Genomic DNA, 15,897 nt, shown 5'->3' with positions numbered 1-15,897 from the left:
GTTCACTCCTTCAGAACCACTGCCCCTTCACCGCCCTTCACCTCGCGCGCCACAATCGCCACGAACAGCCGCTCCAGATCGCGCGTGAACCGCGCCGTATCGAAGAGCGGCGCATCGGTCTTCGCCGCCGCGAGCCGTTTGCGGATCTGTGCACGCCAGCCCGGATCGCTCGCGAGCGCGAGTGCGATCTGGAAATAACTGTCGAGGTCGCGCGCAACCAGCTCGTCGAGACCGACCGCGTGCAGCAGGCTCGCGCCCACGCGCCCCGCGAACAGCGAGCCCAGCGCCGACACCATCGGCACGCCGGCCCACAACGCGTCGCTGCCGGTCGTGTGCGAGCCGGTCGGCAGCGTGTCGAGCGCGAGATCCGCGAGTTGCAGCCGCGCAAGATGCGCCTCCTGCGGCAGGCGCGGCGCGAAAATCACGCGTGCGCGCTCCACGCCTTTCTCTTCGAAAAACGCGTGCAGGTTCGTGCGCGCCCGTTCGCTGCCAGGGTCGAGCAGCCATAGCACGCTGCCAGGCGTCGCCAAGAGCAGACGGCACCAGACCGACGCTACCCGCGCATTGAGCTTGAAGGTCTGATTGAAGCTACAGAACACGAAGCCGCGCTCGGGCAAGCCCGCCGCGGCGCGCGTGGGCCGTGGCGCGCACTGGCGCCGATGATCGTTGGGCTGATAGCAATGCGGCATCAGCGCGAGTGTCTCGCTATAGAACGATGCGGCGGCGGGCGGCGTCACCACCGGGTCGCCGATCACGTAATCGGCGAGGCGCGGCGCGCCGAGCGAGCCCGGATAGCCGAGCCAGCTCACGATCGTGGGCGCGGGCCGCAGCGCCGTGATGCCGAGCCGCGTGCCGGTCGTGTAGCCCTTCAGGTCGACGAGCACATGAATGCCGTCGGTTGCGATCTTCGCGGCCGCCCGCGCGTCGGTCAGCGAGCCGATTTCATGCAGCGTGGCGGGCAGCGCCGCGAGCCGCTCGCGCCACGCGGCATCGGGCGCGGCGTCGCCATACGAATAGAGATGAATGTCGAAGCGTGCGGCGTCGTGCAGTTCGAGCACGCCCGCGAGCAGGCGCAGCGTGGCGTGATCGTGGAAATCGGCGGAAAGATAGCCGATGCGCAGGCACGCGCCCGCCTCGTAGGCCGCCAGCGCGTCGGCCAGCCCCGCGCCGCGCTCGACCAGCGGCGGCGCGGCCAGCTCGCCGCGCCAGCGCGACTGCGCGAAGCGCCGCCCAGCTTCGCGGTGCAGCGCCGGCGTGAGCGCCGGGATGCCGAGCAGCCCCCACGGCGTGAGATTCTCCACCGCGCCCGCGGCAACCATCTCCAGGGTGGCCCGGTCGATCTTGTCCAGATCGAGCCAGTGCGCCACGCGCCGCCGCACGTATTGCGCCGACTCCCAGCGCCCGCCCCGGCAATAGGCTTCGTCGGCCTCTTCCAGGCGGTCGAGGCGCTCCAGCAGGCCGCCATAGCATTGCCAGAAGTGCATCGACTTCGGATCGAGTTCTAGCGCGCGCTTGAAGCTCGCTTCAGCGGCCTCGTATTGGCCGGCGTCCTGCTGCAGGACCGCGAGGTTGCCGTGCGCGAAGGCATAACCGGGGTCGGTCTCGATAGCCGCGCGATACGCGGCCTCGGCGTGCTCGATGTCGTTGTGCTTCTTGAGCAGGTTGCCCACGTTGTTGAACATCCGCGCCTCGCGCACGCCCAGGTTGATGGCCGCGAAGTAGGCGTTGATAGCCTCCATGTCGCGGCCTTGCCAGAGCAGCGTCCACGCGAGGTCGCGCTGCTGCAGCCCGCTTTCGCGCAGCGCCAGCGCCTTGCGGATCGCCTGCTCGCCCTCGGCGTAGTGCGACTGGCGCGCGAGCGCCACACCAAGCTGATGCCACGCGTCGACGTGCTGCGGATCCTGCGCCAGGATTTCGCGAAAAAGGGTCTCGGCGAGCGAATACTGTTCGGCGTTCAGACGATCGATGCCGCGCTTGAGCAAGTCGTCCGAACGAGGGGACGGAGTCGGTGTGGAGATTTTCATCACGCCATCGTAGGAAGCGTGATGGGGTGCGACCATCAGAGCGTTCCTGGTTTGCGGTGGCATGCAGCGGCCGCTTGCGCACGCTCCGGTTCCAGGGTTGCAACTGGAAGCCCGGCGCGCAAAACGGTTAGAATGGCGGCCCTCTCAAAATACCGTCCGGTGTGCGCCACGCGTGCCGGGCGTGCACGCATACCTCATGGCGAAACTTCTGACCGATCAAGAATTCCAGCGTTTTTCCGAGCTACAGCAGAAACAGGCCAGCTTCACGATTTCGAGCGGCGAAGCCGACGAATTGCGCGATATCGTCGCGCGCGCGCAGCAAAAGCGCGACGACCGCGCGAACGCGATGAAGACCGTCGAAACCGCGATCGCGCAGTTCGAGATCACGCCCGACGAACTGTTCACGGCCGAGCAGATCGCCGAAGCCGCGCGCAACTTCGGCCTGATCCCGGCCACCCGCAAGGAGCGCGTGCTGCCGCCCTCGCTGACCTTCAACGGCAAGACGCATCAGTGGACCACGCGCGCGCTGCCCGAGGAAATCCGCATGCCGCTGTTCGAGGCGTTCCAGGGCGGCCAGTCGGTCAAGGCGTTCATCGCCACGCCGAAGGACGCCGCGCGCTGCGCCGCGACCATCGCGCGTCTGGAAAAGGAAACCGGCGCGCAATACGCGGCGGACTGGCTCGAAGAGCTCGCGGTCACGCGCGCCCAAGTGGACGACGCACTCGCGAAAATCGCCGCCTGATTCCGGCATCGGACTGACGGCAGCGCGGCATGATCATGCCGCGCAATCCCTCGCCACCAGGCACGCCGCCGGGGCACGCCGCATCACTCCAGCGGCATCCTGAACCCCACCACGCCCGGGTCCTCCGTGGGCGTCACTGTGAAGCCGCAGGCGCGCGCGAGCCCGATCATCGGCGCATTCTCGCGCAGCGCCTCGCCCAGTAGCCAATGCGTGCCGCGCGAGCGCACGTAGTCGATCATGCGCGTGAGCAGCAGGCGGCCAAGGCCGCCCCGCTTCAGATTGGACTGAATGGCCACGGCGAACTCGGCGGTCTCGTTGTCGGGGTCGGCCACCGCCCGCGCCACGCCCAGCGTGCGCGGCTTGCCATCCTCCCCCTCGACGGTCGCGATCAGCGCCATTTCGCGGTCGTAGTCGATCTGCGTCATGCGCGCGAGCTGCGTGTGATCGAAGCTGCGCACGGCCGAGAAAAAGCGCAGACGCAAGTCGTCGGGCGTCATCGTGTCGATGAACGCGCGATGCATCTCCTCGTCCTCGGGCCGGATCGGCCGGATCGTCAGGCGCTCGCCGTGCCAGTCGAGCGTCTCTTCGAGCCGGCGCGGATACGGCACGATCGCGAAGCGGCTGCGCTTTTCCGCGAGCGTGAGGCGCGGCGCGACCAGCATCACCGCATGCGGCAGCACGCGCAGCGTCAACTGCATCGCGACGATCTCTCGCACCTCGCACACCACCTGCGAAATCCCGGTAAGCGCCTCGAGCATGGGCTCGGGCGCGGCATGGCGCACGTAGGGCGACTGCTCGACGATGTCGCGCGAGAGCACCGGATTCAGCGGCGGCAGGCTGTAGACGCGCAGCGGCGGCGAGAAGCCGTCCGGCGACGGCGCCACGAAATGAAACACGGGGCCGAAGTTCTCGTCGTCGCGAAACTCCACGTTCACGTCGACGACAGCCTCGGCCGACCGCTGCTCCGCGCTTTCTAGCGTCTGTAGCTCGAACGCGGCCAGCAGCCGCGCCGCCTCTGCGCCTTCCAGCGTGGCGCGCCCCGCCGCCAGCGCCGCATGCGCCACGCCCTGCGCGGCCTCGATGGCCGCCGCGCCTTGTGCGGGCATGCTCTCGGGCGTTTGCATCAGGAGCTCGCGCCCAAGGCGGTAATCGACGAGACGCGCGAACGCCCGCGCGAGCCGGCGCGGCGTGGTATGCACGGGGATGCCGTGCGCGTGCAGCGCGTCGCGCGTGGTGTCGTCCACGCCGCCGAAGAAGCACGCGAGCATGCCGCGATACGCAAAGCGCTGGTTCTCGATGAGCGTGCGCGCGACCTCGGCCACGGGCGCGCTATGCGTGGGTGCGTGTACGACAAACGCCGTGCCGGTCGAGCGCTGCGAAGCGAGCGCTTGCAGCGCGAGGCCGAAGTGCTCGGCTTTGGCGGTGTCGCCGAGCACCAGCGGATTGCCGGCCTGCGCGCGCGGCAGCGCCGCTTCCAACGCCGTCTCCAGCGCCGCGTGCGCTTCGTCGTTCCAGCGCGCAAGCGTGTCGCCGGCCTTCATGAACGCGTCGCGCGCGAGCGTGGCCACGCCGCGGTCGCTCGTGATGAGCGTGGCCGTGTCGCTCGCGGCCACGCGCCCCACGCCCAGTGTTTCGATTTCGTCGAGCAGGTCGTCGAGCGTATCCACGCGCACGATGCCCGCGCGCCGGAACGCCGCCGTGTAGAGCGCGTCGCCCGGATCGTCGCGGCCGCTGCGCAGCGCTAGCACTGGCTTGTTGCGCGCCGCCGCCCGGGCCGCCGACATGAACTTGCGCGCCGCGCCGATGCTGTCCACTTCGAGCAGGATCGCGCGCGTGGACGGATCGCTCGCGAGATAGTCGAGCACGTCGCCGACATCGACATCGGCTTCGTCGCCAAGCGCCACTGCGTGCGAGAAACCGAGCCCGCGCGGGCCGGCCCAGCGCAGCACCGCATTGGTGAGCGCGTTGGACTGCGAGACCCACGCCACGCCGCCGCTGCGCGCGACCGTGGCGGCCGCGCCGAGCTGCGCGTTGAGCGCGGGCGTGAGCGCGCCAAGCGTGCCGGGCCCGAGAATGCGCAGCAGATGCGGGCGCGCCGCCGCAAGCGCGTGGCGCAGGTCGGCGCGGTCTTCCTCGGTGCGCACTTCGCCCACGATGATGGCCGCGCGCGTGCCCATGCCGCCGAGGCGATGCACGAGCGCGGGCCACGTGGAAGGCCGCGTGCAGATGAGCGCGACGGTGGGCGCTTCGGGCAAGTCGCCGGCATCGGCCAGCACGGGCTTGCCGTCGAAGCTCTCCAGTTCGCCCGCGTGGCGCGGATTGACGGCCCAGAGCGGACCGGCGAAGCCGCCTTCGATGAGACGCTGCCACACCATCTGGCCGATGCTGCCCGGTCGCTGCGAAGCGCCAATCACCGCTACGGATTTCGGCTGGAATATCGCATCGAGATTGCGTACGGTCACTGCTCCTCCTCGCTGTGCGTTCACTGTGCGCTCAGGATAGGCGAACTGCTGCCGCGTTGCGCGCATTTCGCCACCTGATTTCGCCACCTGATTTCGCTACCCGATTTCGCCACCTGAGCCACCAGCCAACGCCCTTCATCGTGAAGCGGACTTTCAACGTAGAATGCGCGACGCCGCCGCAATTCGCCGGCGCAGCACCCCAAGGCCTGTTCACGCCAATAACACGCCCTAACGTCCGCGATGCAAGTCGATCTTCTCACCCTTTATTCCCTCGCGATCGGAACGCTTTTCGCCAGCGCCGGCATGACGCTCTGGGAGCACCGCGCGCATCCGGAACGCAGCCAGGAACTGAAAATCCTTGCCGGCGGCTATGCCACGCTCGGCGTCGGCGTCGCACTCGCCATCTGGCGGCACCTCCTGCCCGGCGCGTGGGGCGGCGCCATCAGCAATCTGGTCATCGTGACCGGTTATCTGCGGGTCGCGCATGGGCTCGCCGTCATGAACGGGCGGCAATACCGCACGGCCTCCGCAGTCATCCTCGTTCTGCTCGCGCTCGCATGGGTCATCGCGGGCGCGAGCGGCCAGGTCGCCATGTGGCTCTACTTCAGCGCGATCCCCATTTCCCTGGCCTCCGCCATGGCGACGCGCGAGCTGCTGCGCCACGACGGCCTCCAATGGGCGCAGGCACGCCGTATCGCCGTGATCGTGACGGGCGTTCACGCCGTGCTCTACGCGTTTCGCGCGGGCGTGCTGCCGTGGCTCGCGACGCGCTACGGGCCGGCCCTGCTGCCGCTCGTGAGCACGATCACGATGTACGAGGGGGTGCTGTATTCGGTCGTGCTGCCGATGACGCTGCTGCGCCTCGTGCGCGACGAAACGCATGGCCGGCTTTTGCACGAATCCCAAACGGACTATCTGACCCGGCTCGGCAACCGCCGCTGGTTCTTCGAGGAAGGCGCGCGCGTGCTGAACCGCGCGGGAACACGCGAGCGCGTGGCGCTGCTGGCGTTCGACCTCGACCGCTTCAAGGCGATCAACGACCGCTACGGCCACCAGGCCGGCGACGCCGTGCTGAAGACCTTCGCCGAAGTCGCGCGCGGCGAGATGGGGCCGGACGCGGTGTTCGCGCGCATCGGTGGGGAAGAATTCGCGGCCTTGCTCGCGGGCCGCGACAGCGAGCGGGCCCGGATGGTCGGCGAGCGCATCGCGGAGCGTTTCGCGCAAACGACAGCACACTACATCGACGGTAGAGGCGTGCGCGCGACGGTCAGCATCGGGCTCGCGCAGAGCGACCCGCAGCAAGGTATGCAAGCGCACAACGCGCCGGCCGCGCTGGCCAACCTGCTTTCGGCCGCCGACGCGGCGCTCTATGGCGCGAAGGCGCTCGGCGGCAACCGGCTGGAGTTGGCGCGGCGCGCCGAGCGTTCCCAGAACGCATGAAGTTCGGGCCGCATAAAGCGGCCCGATCGGAATGCATCGATGGCCGCGAGCGGCCAAGGCAAGACTTACATGTTCTTGCGGAACGGCGCGCCCGAATGCTCGCGCAACTCGTTGAACACGATCTTCGGCCACGCCTTTTGCGCGACTTCGATTTCGGAGACGTGCGAGGCCAGATAGGTGGGCGCGTTCGATGCGTCGTAGGCCATGCGCGCCTCGTACGAGTCGGTGAAGCGGCGCAGCTCGTTGGCGTCGTCGCAGGTGACCCAGCGCGAGAGGCGGTAGCGCGCGGGCATGATGCGCACGTCCACCTTGTATTCCGCCGAAAGGCGATGCGAGACCACTTCGAACTGCAGCTGGCCCACCGCGCCCAGAATCGTCGCGCCGCCGTGCAGCGGACGGAATACCTGGATCGCGCCCTCTTCGCCGAGCTGCTTGAGCGCTTCGCCCAGCTGCTTCGCGCGCATCGGATCGACCACTTCGATGGTCTGGAAAATTTCCGGCGCGAAGAACGGCAGGCCCGTGAACTGCAGGTCTTCGCCTTCGGTGAGCGTGTCGCCGAGGCTCAGCGTGCCGTGGTTAGGAATGCCGATGATGTCGCCGGGGTAGGCCTCGGCCACGGTCTCGCGGCGCTGCGAAAGAAAGCTCACCACGTTGTTCGCGCGGAAGGTCTTGTTGTTGCGCGTGACCTTCAACTGCATGCCGCGCTCGAAGCGGCCCGAGCACACGCGGATGAACGCCACGCGGTCGCGGTGCGCGAGGTCCATGTTGGCCTGCACCTTGAACACGACGCCCGTGAACTTGGGCTCCTCGGGCGATACCGGACGCTGCACGGCCATGCGCGGCGAGGGCGGCGGCGCGAGATCGACGAGCGCGTCGAGAATTTCCTTCACGCCGAAGTTGTTGATCGCCGAGCCGAACAGCACCGGCGACTGCTCGCCCGCGAGGAAGGCGTCGCGATCGAACGCGGGCGTTGCGCCCGTGATCAGCTCGACTTCTTCCTTGGTGCGCTTCCAGTGGTAGCCGAAGCGCGCTTCGCCTTCTTCGTCGCTGATGTTTTGCAGCGTTTCCACCGCACCGCCCAGCGATTGCTCGCCCGCGCGGAACACGCGCACCTGATCGCGCTGAATGTCGTACACGCCCTGAAATTCCTTGCCCATGCCGATGGGCCAGGTGAACGGCACCGCGGCCACGCCGAGGTGCTGCTCGATTTCGTCGAGCAGGTCGAGCGGCTCGCGCACTTCGCGGTCGAGCTTGTTGATGAACGTGAGAATCGGCGTCTTGCGGCTGCGGCAGACTTCGAGCAGCTTGAGCGTTTGTGCTTCCACGCCGTTCGCGCCGTCGATCACCATCACGGCCGCGTCCACCGCCGTGAGCACGCGGTAGGTGTCTTCGGAGAAGTCCTCGTGGCCCGGCGTGTCCAGCAGGTTGATGACGGCGTCGCCGTACTCGAACTGCATGACCGAGCTCGCAACCGAAATGCCGCGCTGCTTTTCGATTTCCATCCAGTCGGACGTCGCGAAGCGGCCGCTCTTCTTGCCCTTCACGGTGCCGGCGATCTGGATCGCGCCCGAGAATAGCAGGAGCTTTTCGGTGAGCGTGGTCTTGCCCGCGTCCGGGTGAGAAATGACCGCGAACGTGCGGCGGCGTCTGAGTTCGGCTACTGACATGGCTGGAGGAGGGGTATCGCTGATGAAATCGGGCAACCAGCCGCGCGGCGGGCGTTGCGTGTGCGGCCAACCGGTGTGCGCGGCGCAAGGCGCCGGGGACGAATGATACACGGCATTACCGCACACGACTAAAGTTAACGGCGGCGCGCGGCGAGATCGCCACGCGCACGAACGGGGAGCGCCCGCCGGAGCGCGGTGAACTGCGCGCCTAAGGTGAGGTTTTACGGGAGTGGCCGGGAGCCTGCCCGAAATCCGCTTGAACCCTGTTTACTTTTACTCGCTGATCAGAAAACGGTCGCGATTCTTCACGCCCGCCATCCAGCCAGGCGCGCGGCCACGGCCGCTCCAGGTCTCGCCGGTTTTCGGGTTCTTATAGCGCGCGGGTAGCGGCTTCTTGCGCGCGCTCGCGGGACGCGAGCTGGAGAAACCGAGTTCTTCCGCTGTGATGTCGTACTCCGCGATCTTTGCCTTGATATCGGCAATCGCTTGCTCAACTTCCTTCTCGCGCGCGGCCGCGACTTCCTTATGCAGCTTTTCGAGTTGGGCAGTCAGTTGCTTGTAGCTCGCCATGAACAATGATCTCCAGTTCAGTCACACAAGCGTATTGTGACCGTTCCGGCGTCAAAGAGTGCCGAATGACCGGCTTTTTTCATCGGCGCGAGCCAATTTATTGCGATTTTTAACACACGCTCCATACCCCGGCGGCGTCTTGGCCTAGCGAACTGTTTCGTGTGACGAACCCTCTTTTACGCGCATCTCCAACTCGCCCAGCGCCTGCGCCAAACGCTTCACGCGCTGTATCTGCGAAGGCACCAGATTCGCGTTCGACACCGATTCGATGCGGTTGCGCCAATAGGAAAGCGGAATGCGATCGTTGCCTGAAAGCCGCGCAATGACCTGCTCGAGATGTTCAATGTCCTTTTCGAGTTGATGATGATTCATGGTCCCCTCGGCATACCTCAACTTCTGGAAGACGCCGCTGCCATGGCGTCTGCATACACAATATCCAATAACGAAAGGCGCTTGATCCGCTGCATTACGTCAATGCCACCAGACTAATCACCAGTCGTCCCGTTCATTTTTCTGCCTTTACACTCTTTATTACCGCCATATTTCCGGCGTCGATTTTTCACGGTGCGGAGATTTCAGCGCGTCTTGCCACCGGAGAATAAGATCCGCAGGGCGCCCTATCGGTTGCCTACCGCACGGAAGACAACGGGCGCCTCGTCCACATTGAAGGCTGTAAGCCATCGAAAGAATCGAAGATTAACGGCGAAAATCGCGCCTGTATATTCCTCATTTGTGCAGGAAATATGCATGCCGCATTTTCGCGGCAAGCGAGCCGAATTGGATTTTGATAACGAGAACGGTGTGAATTCGAGCGATTTTCAGCACGACAGCCTGCTTCACGCGATTTACGCAACAATCGAGCACCCAGCGGAATGGAAGGATTTTTGCGCGCAATTCAGGAAATCGATTGGCGTTGCCTCGGTTCACCTTTGCGTATTCGATCGTCAGCGCGAACTCTTTTCATGGGCCGACGGTTTCAGCGTGCGGGAAACGGAGCCGCTGGAACTCATCCGCCCGCTTTATCGCGGCGATGCGCGCCTCGAATGGCTGCGCACGTTTCCTCCTGGAAAATGGCTCCATTGCGGCGCGAACCCGCAAACCTGCGACGGCCACCCGGTTTTCGAGCCTGACCTGCTCGCGGCCGGCGGGGGCTTCGTTTCCATCTGCAAACTGATCGACAGCGGCACGCTCACGGCCATGATCGCGTGTCGGGGCAGCGCGCAAGACGCCCCCCTGCCGCCAGCCACGCGCGCGCTGCTCGAACGGCTGGCGCCGCATCTGGTGCGCGCGCTGCGCCTGAGCGTGCGCCGCCTCCTGCCCGACGCCGACGCGCTCACCCGCAACCTGCGCCCGCCCGCGATGCTAGTGAACGCGAGCGGCGAAGTCCTGCACAGCAACGAAGCCGCGCAACGGCTGCTGCGCGCCACTTCGCTCGTGCGCGCGCGCGGCAAGCGGCTGGTGTTCGCAGCGCCTTATCAGGCGCGCTTTCTGGAGGACGTGGCGATCAACGAGGCGCGGCTGAAAAACCGCGCGAGCGGCGCGCGGGCCGCCGCGGCGCGCTTTCGCGCGCTGCGCATCGTGGACGAGGCCGTTGCCGCGGACGGCGAGCGCAGCCGGGCCGCGCCGCTGCCGGGCGGCCCGGAAGTGCTCTATGCCTTCTACAACGTGGTCACGACCGGCGAGGCCGCCGGGCTGCGCGCGATGGCGGCGCTCACGTTCTACCACCCGCGCTCGGCGCCGGCGGTGAACGAACAGGTGCTGGCCTCGGCCTTCGAGCTCTCGCCCGCCGAGTGCCGGATCGTGCATTTGCTGGTGGACGGGCTCACGCCGAAGGAAATCGCCACGCAGGTGAGCGTTCAGTACGACACGGTGCGCAAGCAACTACAGTCGATCTTCCTGAAGACCGCCACGCGGCGCCAGCCCGACCTGCTGCGCCTGTTGATGAACCTGCCCACGCGCTGCCGCAGCGGCGGCGCGGACGGCAGCTCCTGAGAGCGACTGAGAACAACCAGGGCCGGTCAAACGATGCCACCGTCTGGCGGCGCGCAACGCGAGTGCCCGTTACTTCGCCTGGCAAGCGAAGACGAGGGTGTAGGTATCGCCGCTTTTGGACGTATCGACGGTGTCGTAGCTGGCGCCCCCGCATCGCTGGAGAGCCTGCTGCTTGCACGAATCGTGGTCGCCGGCGGCGGAGCACTGGACCGGAATCGTCGGGCGGCCATCCGAGAGGAACAGCGGCGGACCGCTGCTGCATGCCGACAGCGCCGCGAGCAACGCACAGACACCCGCCGTGGACGACAGCCTGCTAAAGCGGGAAAACAACGAACCGGAACGAATCATGGGATACCCCGAAGGCCTTCTAGTTTTTCGACGTTGCGATTGTGCCATGCCCGACGGCGCGTGAGCGGCGCGCAAACGAGTCGAAGTGTCAGCGCGCCGGCGGCAAGGTCTTGTAGGGGGGACGTGTGTGCGGATCGGCGCGCAGGCGCACGAACACCTGGTCGACGTCGGGGATCGCCGCGAGGCCGCGCTCCAGCGCCGCCCGGTCGAAGGCCGCCGGGACGCAGCCTTCGGCGTAGACGAAGCGCCGCTGCACCGTGATCCACACGCTCGTGCCATTGAGCGCCGCGGCATCCTTGAACTTCTCGCGAATCGCCTTGGCGATATCCGCATCATAGAGATAGGAGTTCGGTTTCGTGCACTTGTGCGCGAGCCAGCAGGTGGTGCCGCGCTCCACGCGGTAGTGGGCGTCGTCGTCGGCTTCGGCCTTCGTCATGCGTGGGCCGAGCGGCTGCGGGCATGCGCCCGGCGCACTCGATAGAGCGAAGAACGGATCGTTGTACCAGTTACGGATTTCGCCGGGATCGACGCTCAACGCGCTCGCGCCGCTTGCCGTGGCGGCGCCGGCTGCCACACCGGATGCCGCAATTGCCGGCGCAACGATCTGCGCGATAACCACGGCGAACGCCACCGACCACGCGCCCCGCTGCGTGCGAGGGCATTGCCGCCCTTCCCGCCTTGCCTCGATTTCCCGCATCTCCACCTCCTTCCAGGCATCGCGCACGATGACCACCCGCTCGCGTCAAGCCAGGACTGCGCAGTCTGCGAAGCCGTACCTGGGTGTTTCGATACAATCGCTGCGACGCACCATGCACCAGTCTACGCAATAAAAACGCAGTAAAACGGCTGGCCGCGATCGACCGCGAAGCATGGGATCACAGGAGACGTCATGTCGTTTGTTATCGTTCTAGCCGCCCTCGCCTTTCTCATGCTCGCCGCCTACCGCGGCTACAGCGTGATCCTCTTCGCACCGGTGGCCGCCCTCGGCGCGGTCCTGCTCACCGATCCCTCCGCTGTCGCCCCGGTGTTCTCGGGCATCTTCATGGAGAAGATGGTGGGCTTCGTGAAGCTCTACTTCCCCGTGTTCCTGCTGGGCGCGGTGTTCGGCAAGGTGATCGAGCTATCAGGCTACTCCGAGGCGATCGTACACGCAGCCATCCGCTATATCGGCCGCTCGCGCGCGAACGCCGTGATCGTGGCCGTGTGCGCGCTGCTCACCTACGGCGGCGTCTCGCTCTTCGTAGTGGTGTTCGCGGTGTACCCGTTCGCCGCCGAGCTCTATCGCCAAAGCGACATTCCCAAGCGCCTCATGCCAGGCGCCATTGCACTGGGCGCGTTCTCGTTCACGATGGACTCGCTGCCCGGCACGCCGCAGATCCAGAACATCATCCCCACCACGTTCTTCAAGACCACGGCGTGGGCCGCGCCGGCGCTCGGCATCATCGGCTCGCTGTTCATCATCGTGGTGGGCCTCGCGTACCTGGAATGGCGCCGCCGCAGCGCGATGGCCAAGGGCGAAGGCTACGGCACCTCGCTTGTGAACGAGCCGGACCGCGTGAAAACCGATCATCTGCCCAACCCGCTGCTCGCGATCACGCCGCTCGTGCTCGTGGGCGTGTCGAACTTCTTTTTGACGCGCTGGATTCCGGGCTGGTACGGCGACACCTACACGATCACGCCCGACATGCTGCCCGGCATTCACGCGCCCGTGACCACGACGGTCAAGCAACTGGTCGGCATCTGGTCGGTCGAGGGCGCGCTGCTGCTCGGCATCGCGTTCGTTGTCATCACAGCGTTCTCGCGCGTGAAGGAGCATTTCGCCACCGGCACGAAGGCCGCGGTGGCGGGCGCGCTGCTCGCCTCGCTCAATACGGCTTCGGAGTACGGCTTCGGCGGCGTGATCGCGGCGCTGCCGGGCTTCCTCGTGGTGAGCGACGCGCTCAAGAGCATTCCGAATCCGCTCGTGAACGCTGCCGTTTCGGTGAGCTCGCTGGCCGGCATTACCGGCTCGGCTTCAGGCGGCATGAGCATCGCGCTCGCCGCCATGTCGGATCTCTTCATCAAGAGCGCGCAGGCTGCAAATATTCCGCTTGATGTGCTGCATCGCGTGGTGGCGATGGCCAGCGGCGGCATGGATACGCTGCCGCACAATGGCGCGGTGATCACGCTGCTCGCCGTGACGGGGCTCACGCACCGCGAATCGTATCGCGACATTTTCGCGGTCACGGTCATCAAGACGATGGCCGTGTTTTTCGTGATCGCGGTTTATTACGCGACGGGGGTTGTTTGAGATAGGTGCCAGGCTAATGCCTGCGATCGAGCCGATAGAGGTAAGTCAGCGCGTCGTCGACAAGAGGCACGACCGTGAGTGTGACAAGCGCGCCGGCGAGCGGCACGGTCGATACGTAGCCCACATGCTTGAAGCCAATGGCGCCGGTCAGGCCGCCCACGAAGAACGACGCGAGCATCGTGCCGTGGATCCGCAGCTTCATGCGGTTGGCGATGACCGCATGGGCATCCGCAGCGTCCGTCGACCGGTTCCAGTAAAAGAGCTTGCCCAGTTCGATACCGAGGTCGGTCACGATGCCGGTCATGTGCGTCGTGCGAATCTCGGCGCCCGACAGCTTTGTGATCAGCGCGTTCTGCAGCCCCATGATGAAGCACAGCAGAATGACCGTCACGGGAACAAAAAACGCCTCCCATAGCGCGAGATGACTGCCGAGCAGGCCGAACAGGAGTAGCAGCGCGGCTTCGACCAGTAACGGAAGGACATACTGGCTTTGCAGGCTGCGCCGCCGCCCCCAGTTGACGAGCACCGCCGAACACGCCGCCCCGAGAAGAAACGATGCCAGCGAACCGACGCCGGCAAGCATGAGCCGGATATCCCCGAGCGCCGCCTGGTCCGCGATCGCCGACACGATGCCGCTCATGTGCGACGTGTATTGCCTGACTGCAAGGAACCCACCGGCATTGGTTGCCCCCGCGACGAAGGCGAGCGAAAACCCGAGCTGACGGTTTGCGGTCGCACTACGATGTTTTCCTGTCAGGCTTCGAAAGTACTGCGCGGGCATGGATTCTTCACTCAATCATTGGCGACGGCTCAAACGTCGAGTTCCCAGTGCGCATGGCCGTGCGTTTGCCAGATCAATTGCCCGGAATCCACGTCTTCCCCGCCTTTCAGGCGCCGGGCAATAGAGGACAGCCTCAGGTCATCCGCCCACGCGTATGAGATGGCGCGATCGAGCAGGACGCGTACGGACGGTAAGCGGTATCGGCTGTTCCACGCAAAAACGACAAAATTGCTGTCGTCCGCGCATCGAACCACCGCGTACGAAGAACCGAACACGGCCTTCACCAGATCGACGTAGATGGCCAGCGCCGGCTCGTCATCGGTAAAGTTGATGACAAGAACACCCGTGTCCGCCAGACGTTCGCGACACGCTGAGAAGAACTCGATATCCGCGCACTGGCTCGAGATTCCCCCCGCCATGTATGCGTCAACCAGAATGACGTCCTTCGCAACGCCCTCGTTCCTGACGTAGTCAGCACCATCGTCGCAAACCACCTTGAAGCGCGCATCGTCTGCAGGAATCCTGAAGACGTCGCGCAGCGCGATGACTTCGGGGTTGATCTCGACCACGGTGATATCGACGGCAGGCAAGTGCCGATAGCAGTACTTCGCCAGCGATCCCCCACCCAGCCCGATCATGCAGATGCGCTGAGGGTCGGGCTTCAGCAGCAGGAAGCCCATCATCGTGCGCGTATAGCCGAGCGTGAGCCGGTCCGGCGCGCGAAGCGACATGCAACTCTGGGTGGCAAGGTGATCGAAGTGCAACGATATCGCGTGCTGCGTTTCCAGCACGAACGGCCGCCTGTCGCTCAACGGCGTTGAAGGGAATTCGAGGAGTGCATCACTCGATGTCTGGTCGCCGTCCATTCTCGATATACCCTGGTAGTCAAACACGCGCATGAAACTGGCGGCATCCGTCCGGGTGCCTGATGGCGCTCGGCGCATTATAATACAATGCACATCGTATTATCTTCATATTATAATCACATGGTTGCCGCCTTCCATCGAACCTGCGGGCCGATGGGCCCGGTTTCGATCGCCAGCGCGCGCTGCCGCGGAACTCTCCGACCTTTGGAAAAACAATGAGCGACTGCGATATGCCCGATCCCCAGCCCGCGTCCGTTTCCGCGTCCGCGGCATGGGCACTGGAACGCCTCTCTGAAGTTCGCTATGGGAGAGACGCGCCAGCGCTCGGCTGGTCGGTCTCGCGGGAATTGATCAGCGCCGGCTTCATCACCTTCCCGTCAGGTGGACGTTCCGGTGTTTCGATTACGGCGGCTGGCCGGGCTTACCTGAAAAGCCAGAAATAGATTCTGATGCTGTTTTCAGGGCGCGAGCGGTATAGCGGAAGGGTCTGGATTTGACGGTCCGGGCGCAAAAGCGCCGGACCGTTTGTCATGGGGAAGTTGCGGGATCGTATGGAATGCGTGGATGAACCCGGTTCATCGGCACTCGAAATGAATGATGGCACTTACTGACGTGTGCACCAAATAGTGCGTGGTGCGTTATATGGGCATGAAGACAAAACCTGATGCCCGAAAACTGGATGGAGCCACCCAAGCCCACCTGAGAAAGCTCGTGG

The 15,897-nt window shown here is 65.4% G+C and carries 14 protein-coding genes; 5 read left to right on the top strand and 9 right to left on the bottom strand.

Annotation, left to right across the window (positions count from 1 at the left end):
- Nucleotides 1-2: 2 nt before the first annotated feature.
- On the bottom strand, nucleotides 3-2,060 hold the full coding sequence (locus HV773_RS21440; protein WP_175196578.1) for an O-linked N-acetylglucosamine transferase, SPINDLY family protein: 2,058 nt from the start codon (nucleotides 2,058-2,060) through the stop codon (nucleotides 3-5).
- A gap of 160 nt (nucleotides 2,061-2,220) precedes the next feature.
- On the opposite strand from HV773_RS21440, the gene HV773_RS21435 reads away from it, so the two are divergent.
- A complete protein-coding gene (locus HV773_RS21435) occupies nucleotides 2,221-2,766 on the top strand; it encodes a hypothetical protein (protein ID WP_175196576.1) in 546 nt (181 codons plus the stop codon).
- An 83-nt stretch (nucleotides 2,767-2,849) separates the two neighbouring features.
- Here the strand turns inward: HV773_RS21435 and HV773_RS21430 are convergent, their stop codons facing one another.
- On the bottom strand, nucleotides 2,850-5,228 hold the full coding sequence (locus HV773_RS21430) for a GNAT family N-acetyltransferase (protein WP_175196574.1): 2,379 nt from the start codon (nucleotides 5,226-5,228) through the stop codon (nucleotides 2,850-2,852).
- A 240-nt stretch (nucleotides 5,229-5,468) separates the two neighbouring features.
- Between HV773_RS21430 and HV773_RS21425 the strand changes: the two genes are divergently transcribed.
- The gene (locus HV773_RS21425) at nucleotides 5,469-6,668 is read left to right on the top strand and encodes a GGDEF domain-containing protein (protein ID WP_175196572.1); all 1,200 of its coding nucleotides are present in this window, start codon (nucleotides 5,469-5,471) and stop codon (nucleotides 6,666-6,668) included.
- 65 nt (nucleotides 6,669-6,733) lie between these two features.
- Here the strand turns inward: HV773_RS21425 and HV773_RS21420 are convergent, their stop codons facing one another.
- The 3 genes from HV773_RS21420 to HV773_RS21410 form a co-directional block, all read right to left on the bottom strand.
- Entirely contained in the window at nucleotides 6,734-8,335 is a 1,602-nt protein-coding gene (locus HV773_RS21420; protein WP_175196570.1) for a peptide chain release factor 3, read from the bottom strand.
- A 273-nt stretch (nucleotides 8,336-8,608) separates the two neighbouring features.
- A complete protein-coding gene (locus HV773_RS21415) occupies nucleotides 8,609-8,905 on the bottom strand; it encodes an H-NS histone family protein (RefSeq protein ID WP_175196568.1) in 297 nt (98 codons plus the stop codon).
- Between the two features lie 144 nt (nucleotides 8,906-9,049).
- Complete coding sequence (locus HV773_RS21410; protein WP_175196566.1) at nucleotides 9,050-9,277, bottom strand: hypothetical protein; 228 nt, start codon at nucleotides 9,275-9,277, stop codon at nucleotides 9,050-9,052.
- Between the two features lie 429 nt (nucleotides 9,278-9,706).
- Between HV773_RS21410 and HV773_RS21405 the strand changes: the two genes are divergently transcribed.
- Nucleotides 9,707-10,897: a helix-turn-helix transcriptional regulator gene (locus tag HV773_RS21405; RefSeq protein WP_175196564.1), complete on the top strand. Its 1,191-nt coding sequence runs from the start codon at nucleotides 9,707-9,709 to the stop codon at nucleotides 10,895-10,897.
- Between the two features lie 69 nt (nucleotides 10,898-10,966).
- On the opposite strand, the gene HV773_RS21400 is transcribed toward HV773_RS21405, so the two are convergent.
- Together HV773_RS21400 and HV773_RS21395 are read right to left on the bottom strand one after the other, a co-directional pair.
- Nucleotides 10,967-11,245, bottom strand: a complete 279-nt coding sequence (locus HV773_RS21400; RefSeq protein ID WP_175196562.1) for a hypothetical protein — start codon at nucleotides 11,243-11,245, stop codon at nucleotides 10,967-10,969.
- A gap of 88 nt (nucleotides 11,246-11,333) precedes the next feature.
- A complete protein-coding gene (locus HV773_RS21395) occupies nucleotides 11,334-11,942 on the bottom strand; it encodes a BON domain-containing protein (protein ID WP_246282349.1) in 609 nt (202 codons plus the stop codon).
- 192 nt (nucleotides 11,943-12,134) lie between these two features.
- Here HV773_RS21395 and HV773_RS21390 point away from each other — a divergent pair, with 192 nt between their 5' ends.
- The gene (locus tag HV773_RS21390; protein ID WP_175196560.1) at nucleotides 12,135-13,535 is read left to right on the top strand and encodes a GntP family permease; all 1,401 of its coding nucleotides are present in this window, start codon (nucleotides 12,135-12,137) and stop codon (nucleotides 13,533-13,535) included.
- 13 nt (nucleotides 13,536-13,548) lie between these two features.
- Here HV773_RS21390 and HV773_RS21385 read toward each other — a convergent pair whose 3' ends face one another.
- Entirely contained in the window at nucleotides 13,549-14,316 is a 768-nt protein-coding gene (locus HV773_RS21385; RefSeq protein ID WP_175196558.1) for a YoaK family protein, read from the bottom strand.
- A gap of 29 nt (nucleotides 14,317-14,345) precedes the next feature.
- Nucleotides 14,346-15,182 carry a fused MFS/spermidine synthase gene (locus tag HV773_RS21380; protein WP_175196556.1) on the bottom strand — a complete coding sequence of 279 codons (837 nt, stop codon included), beginning with the start codon at nucleotides 15,180-15,182 and terminating at the stop codon, nucleotides 14,346-14,348.
- Nucleotides 15,183-15,397: 215 nt separating this feature from the next.
- On the opposite strand from HV773_RS21380, the gene HV773_RS21375 reads away from it, so the two are divergent.
- Nucleotides 15,398-15,625: a hypothetical protein gene (locus tag HV773_RS21375; protein WP_175196555.1), complete on the top strand. Its 228-nt coding sequence runs from the start codon at nucleotides 15,398-15,400 to the stop codon at nucleotides 15,623-15,625.
- Nucleotides 15,626-15,897 lie beyond the last annotated feature (272 nt).

This window comes from Paraburkholderia caffeinitolerans (assembly GCF_902859945.1).
Lineage (GTDB): Bacteria > Pseudomonadota > Gammaproteobacteria > Burkholderiales > Burkholderiaceae > Paraburkholderia > Paraburkholderia caffeinitolerans.
The sequence above is the reverse complement of the archived record's forward strand: the minus strand, read 5'-3'. Positions and strand labels throughout refer to the sequence as shown.

What these genes read in the sequence shown, in the direction of transcription:
- HV773_RS21440 (WP_175196578.1), bottom strand. Translation starts at nt 2,060, where the DNA reads ATGGTCGCACCCCATCACGCTTCCTACGATGGCGTGATGAAAATCTCC.
- HV773_RS21435 (WP_175196576.1), top strand. Translation starts at nt 2,221, where the DNA reads ATGGCGAAACTTCTGACCGATCAAGAATTCCAGCGTTTTTCCGAGCTA.
- HV773_RS21425 (WP_175196572.1), top strand. Translation starts at nt 5,469, where the DNA reads ATGCAAGTCGATCTTCTCACCCTTTATTCCCTCGCGATCGGAACGCTT.
- HV773_RS21420 (WP_175196570.1), bottom strand. Translation starts at nt 8,335, where the DNA reads ATGTCAGTAGCCGAACTCAGACGCCGCCGCACGTTCGCGGTCATTTCT.
- HV773_RS21415 (WP_175196568.1), bottom strand. Translation starts at nt 8,905, where the DNA reads ATGGCGAGCTACAAGCAACTGACTGCCCAACTCGAAAAGCTGCATAAG.
- HV773_RS21410 (WP_175196566.1), bottom strand. Translation starts at nt 9,277, where the DNA reads ATGAATCATCATCAACTCGAAAAGGACATTGAACATCTCGAGCAGGTC.
- HV773_RS21400 (WP_175196562.1), bottom strand. Translation starts at nt 11,245, where the DNA reads ATGATTCGTTCCGGTTCGTTGTTTTCCCGCTTTAGCAGGCTGTCGTCC.
- HV773_RS21395 (WP_246282349.1), bottom strand. Translation starts at nt 11,942, where the DNA reads ATGCGGGAAATCGAGGCAAGGCGGGAAGGGCGGCAATGCCCTCGCACG.
- HV773_RS21390 (WP_175196560.1), top strand. Translation starts at nt 12,135, where the DNA reads ATGTCGTTTGTTATCGTTCTAGCCGCCCTCGCCTTTCTCATGCTCGCC.
- HV773_RS21385 (WP_175196558.1), bottom strand. Translation starts at nt 14,316, where the DNA reads ATGCCCGCGCAGTACTTTCGAAGCCTGACAGGAAAACATCGTAGTGCG.
- HV773_RS21380 (WP_175196556.1), bottom strand. Translation starts at nt 15,182, where the DNA reads ATGGACGGCGACCAGACATCGAGTGATGCACTCCTCGAATTCCCTTCA.
- HV773_RS21375 (WP_175196555.1), top strand. Translation starts at nt 15,398, where the DNA reads ATGAGCGACTGCGATATGCCCGATCCCCAGCCCGCGTCCGTTTCCGCG.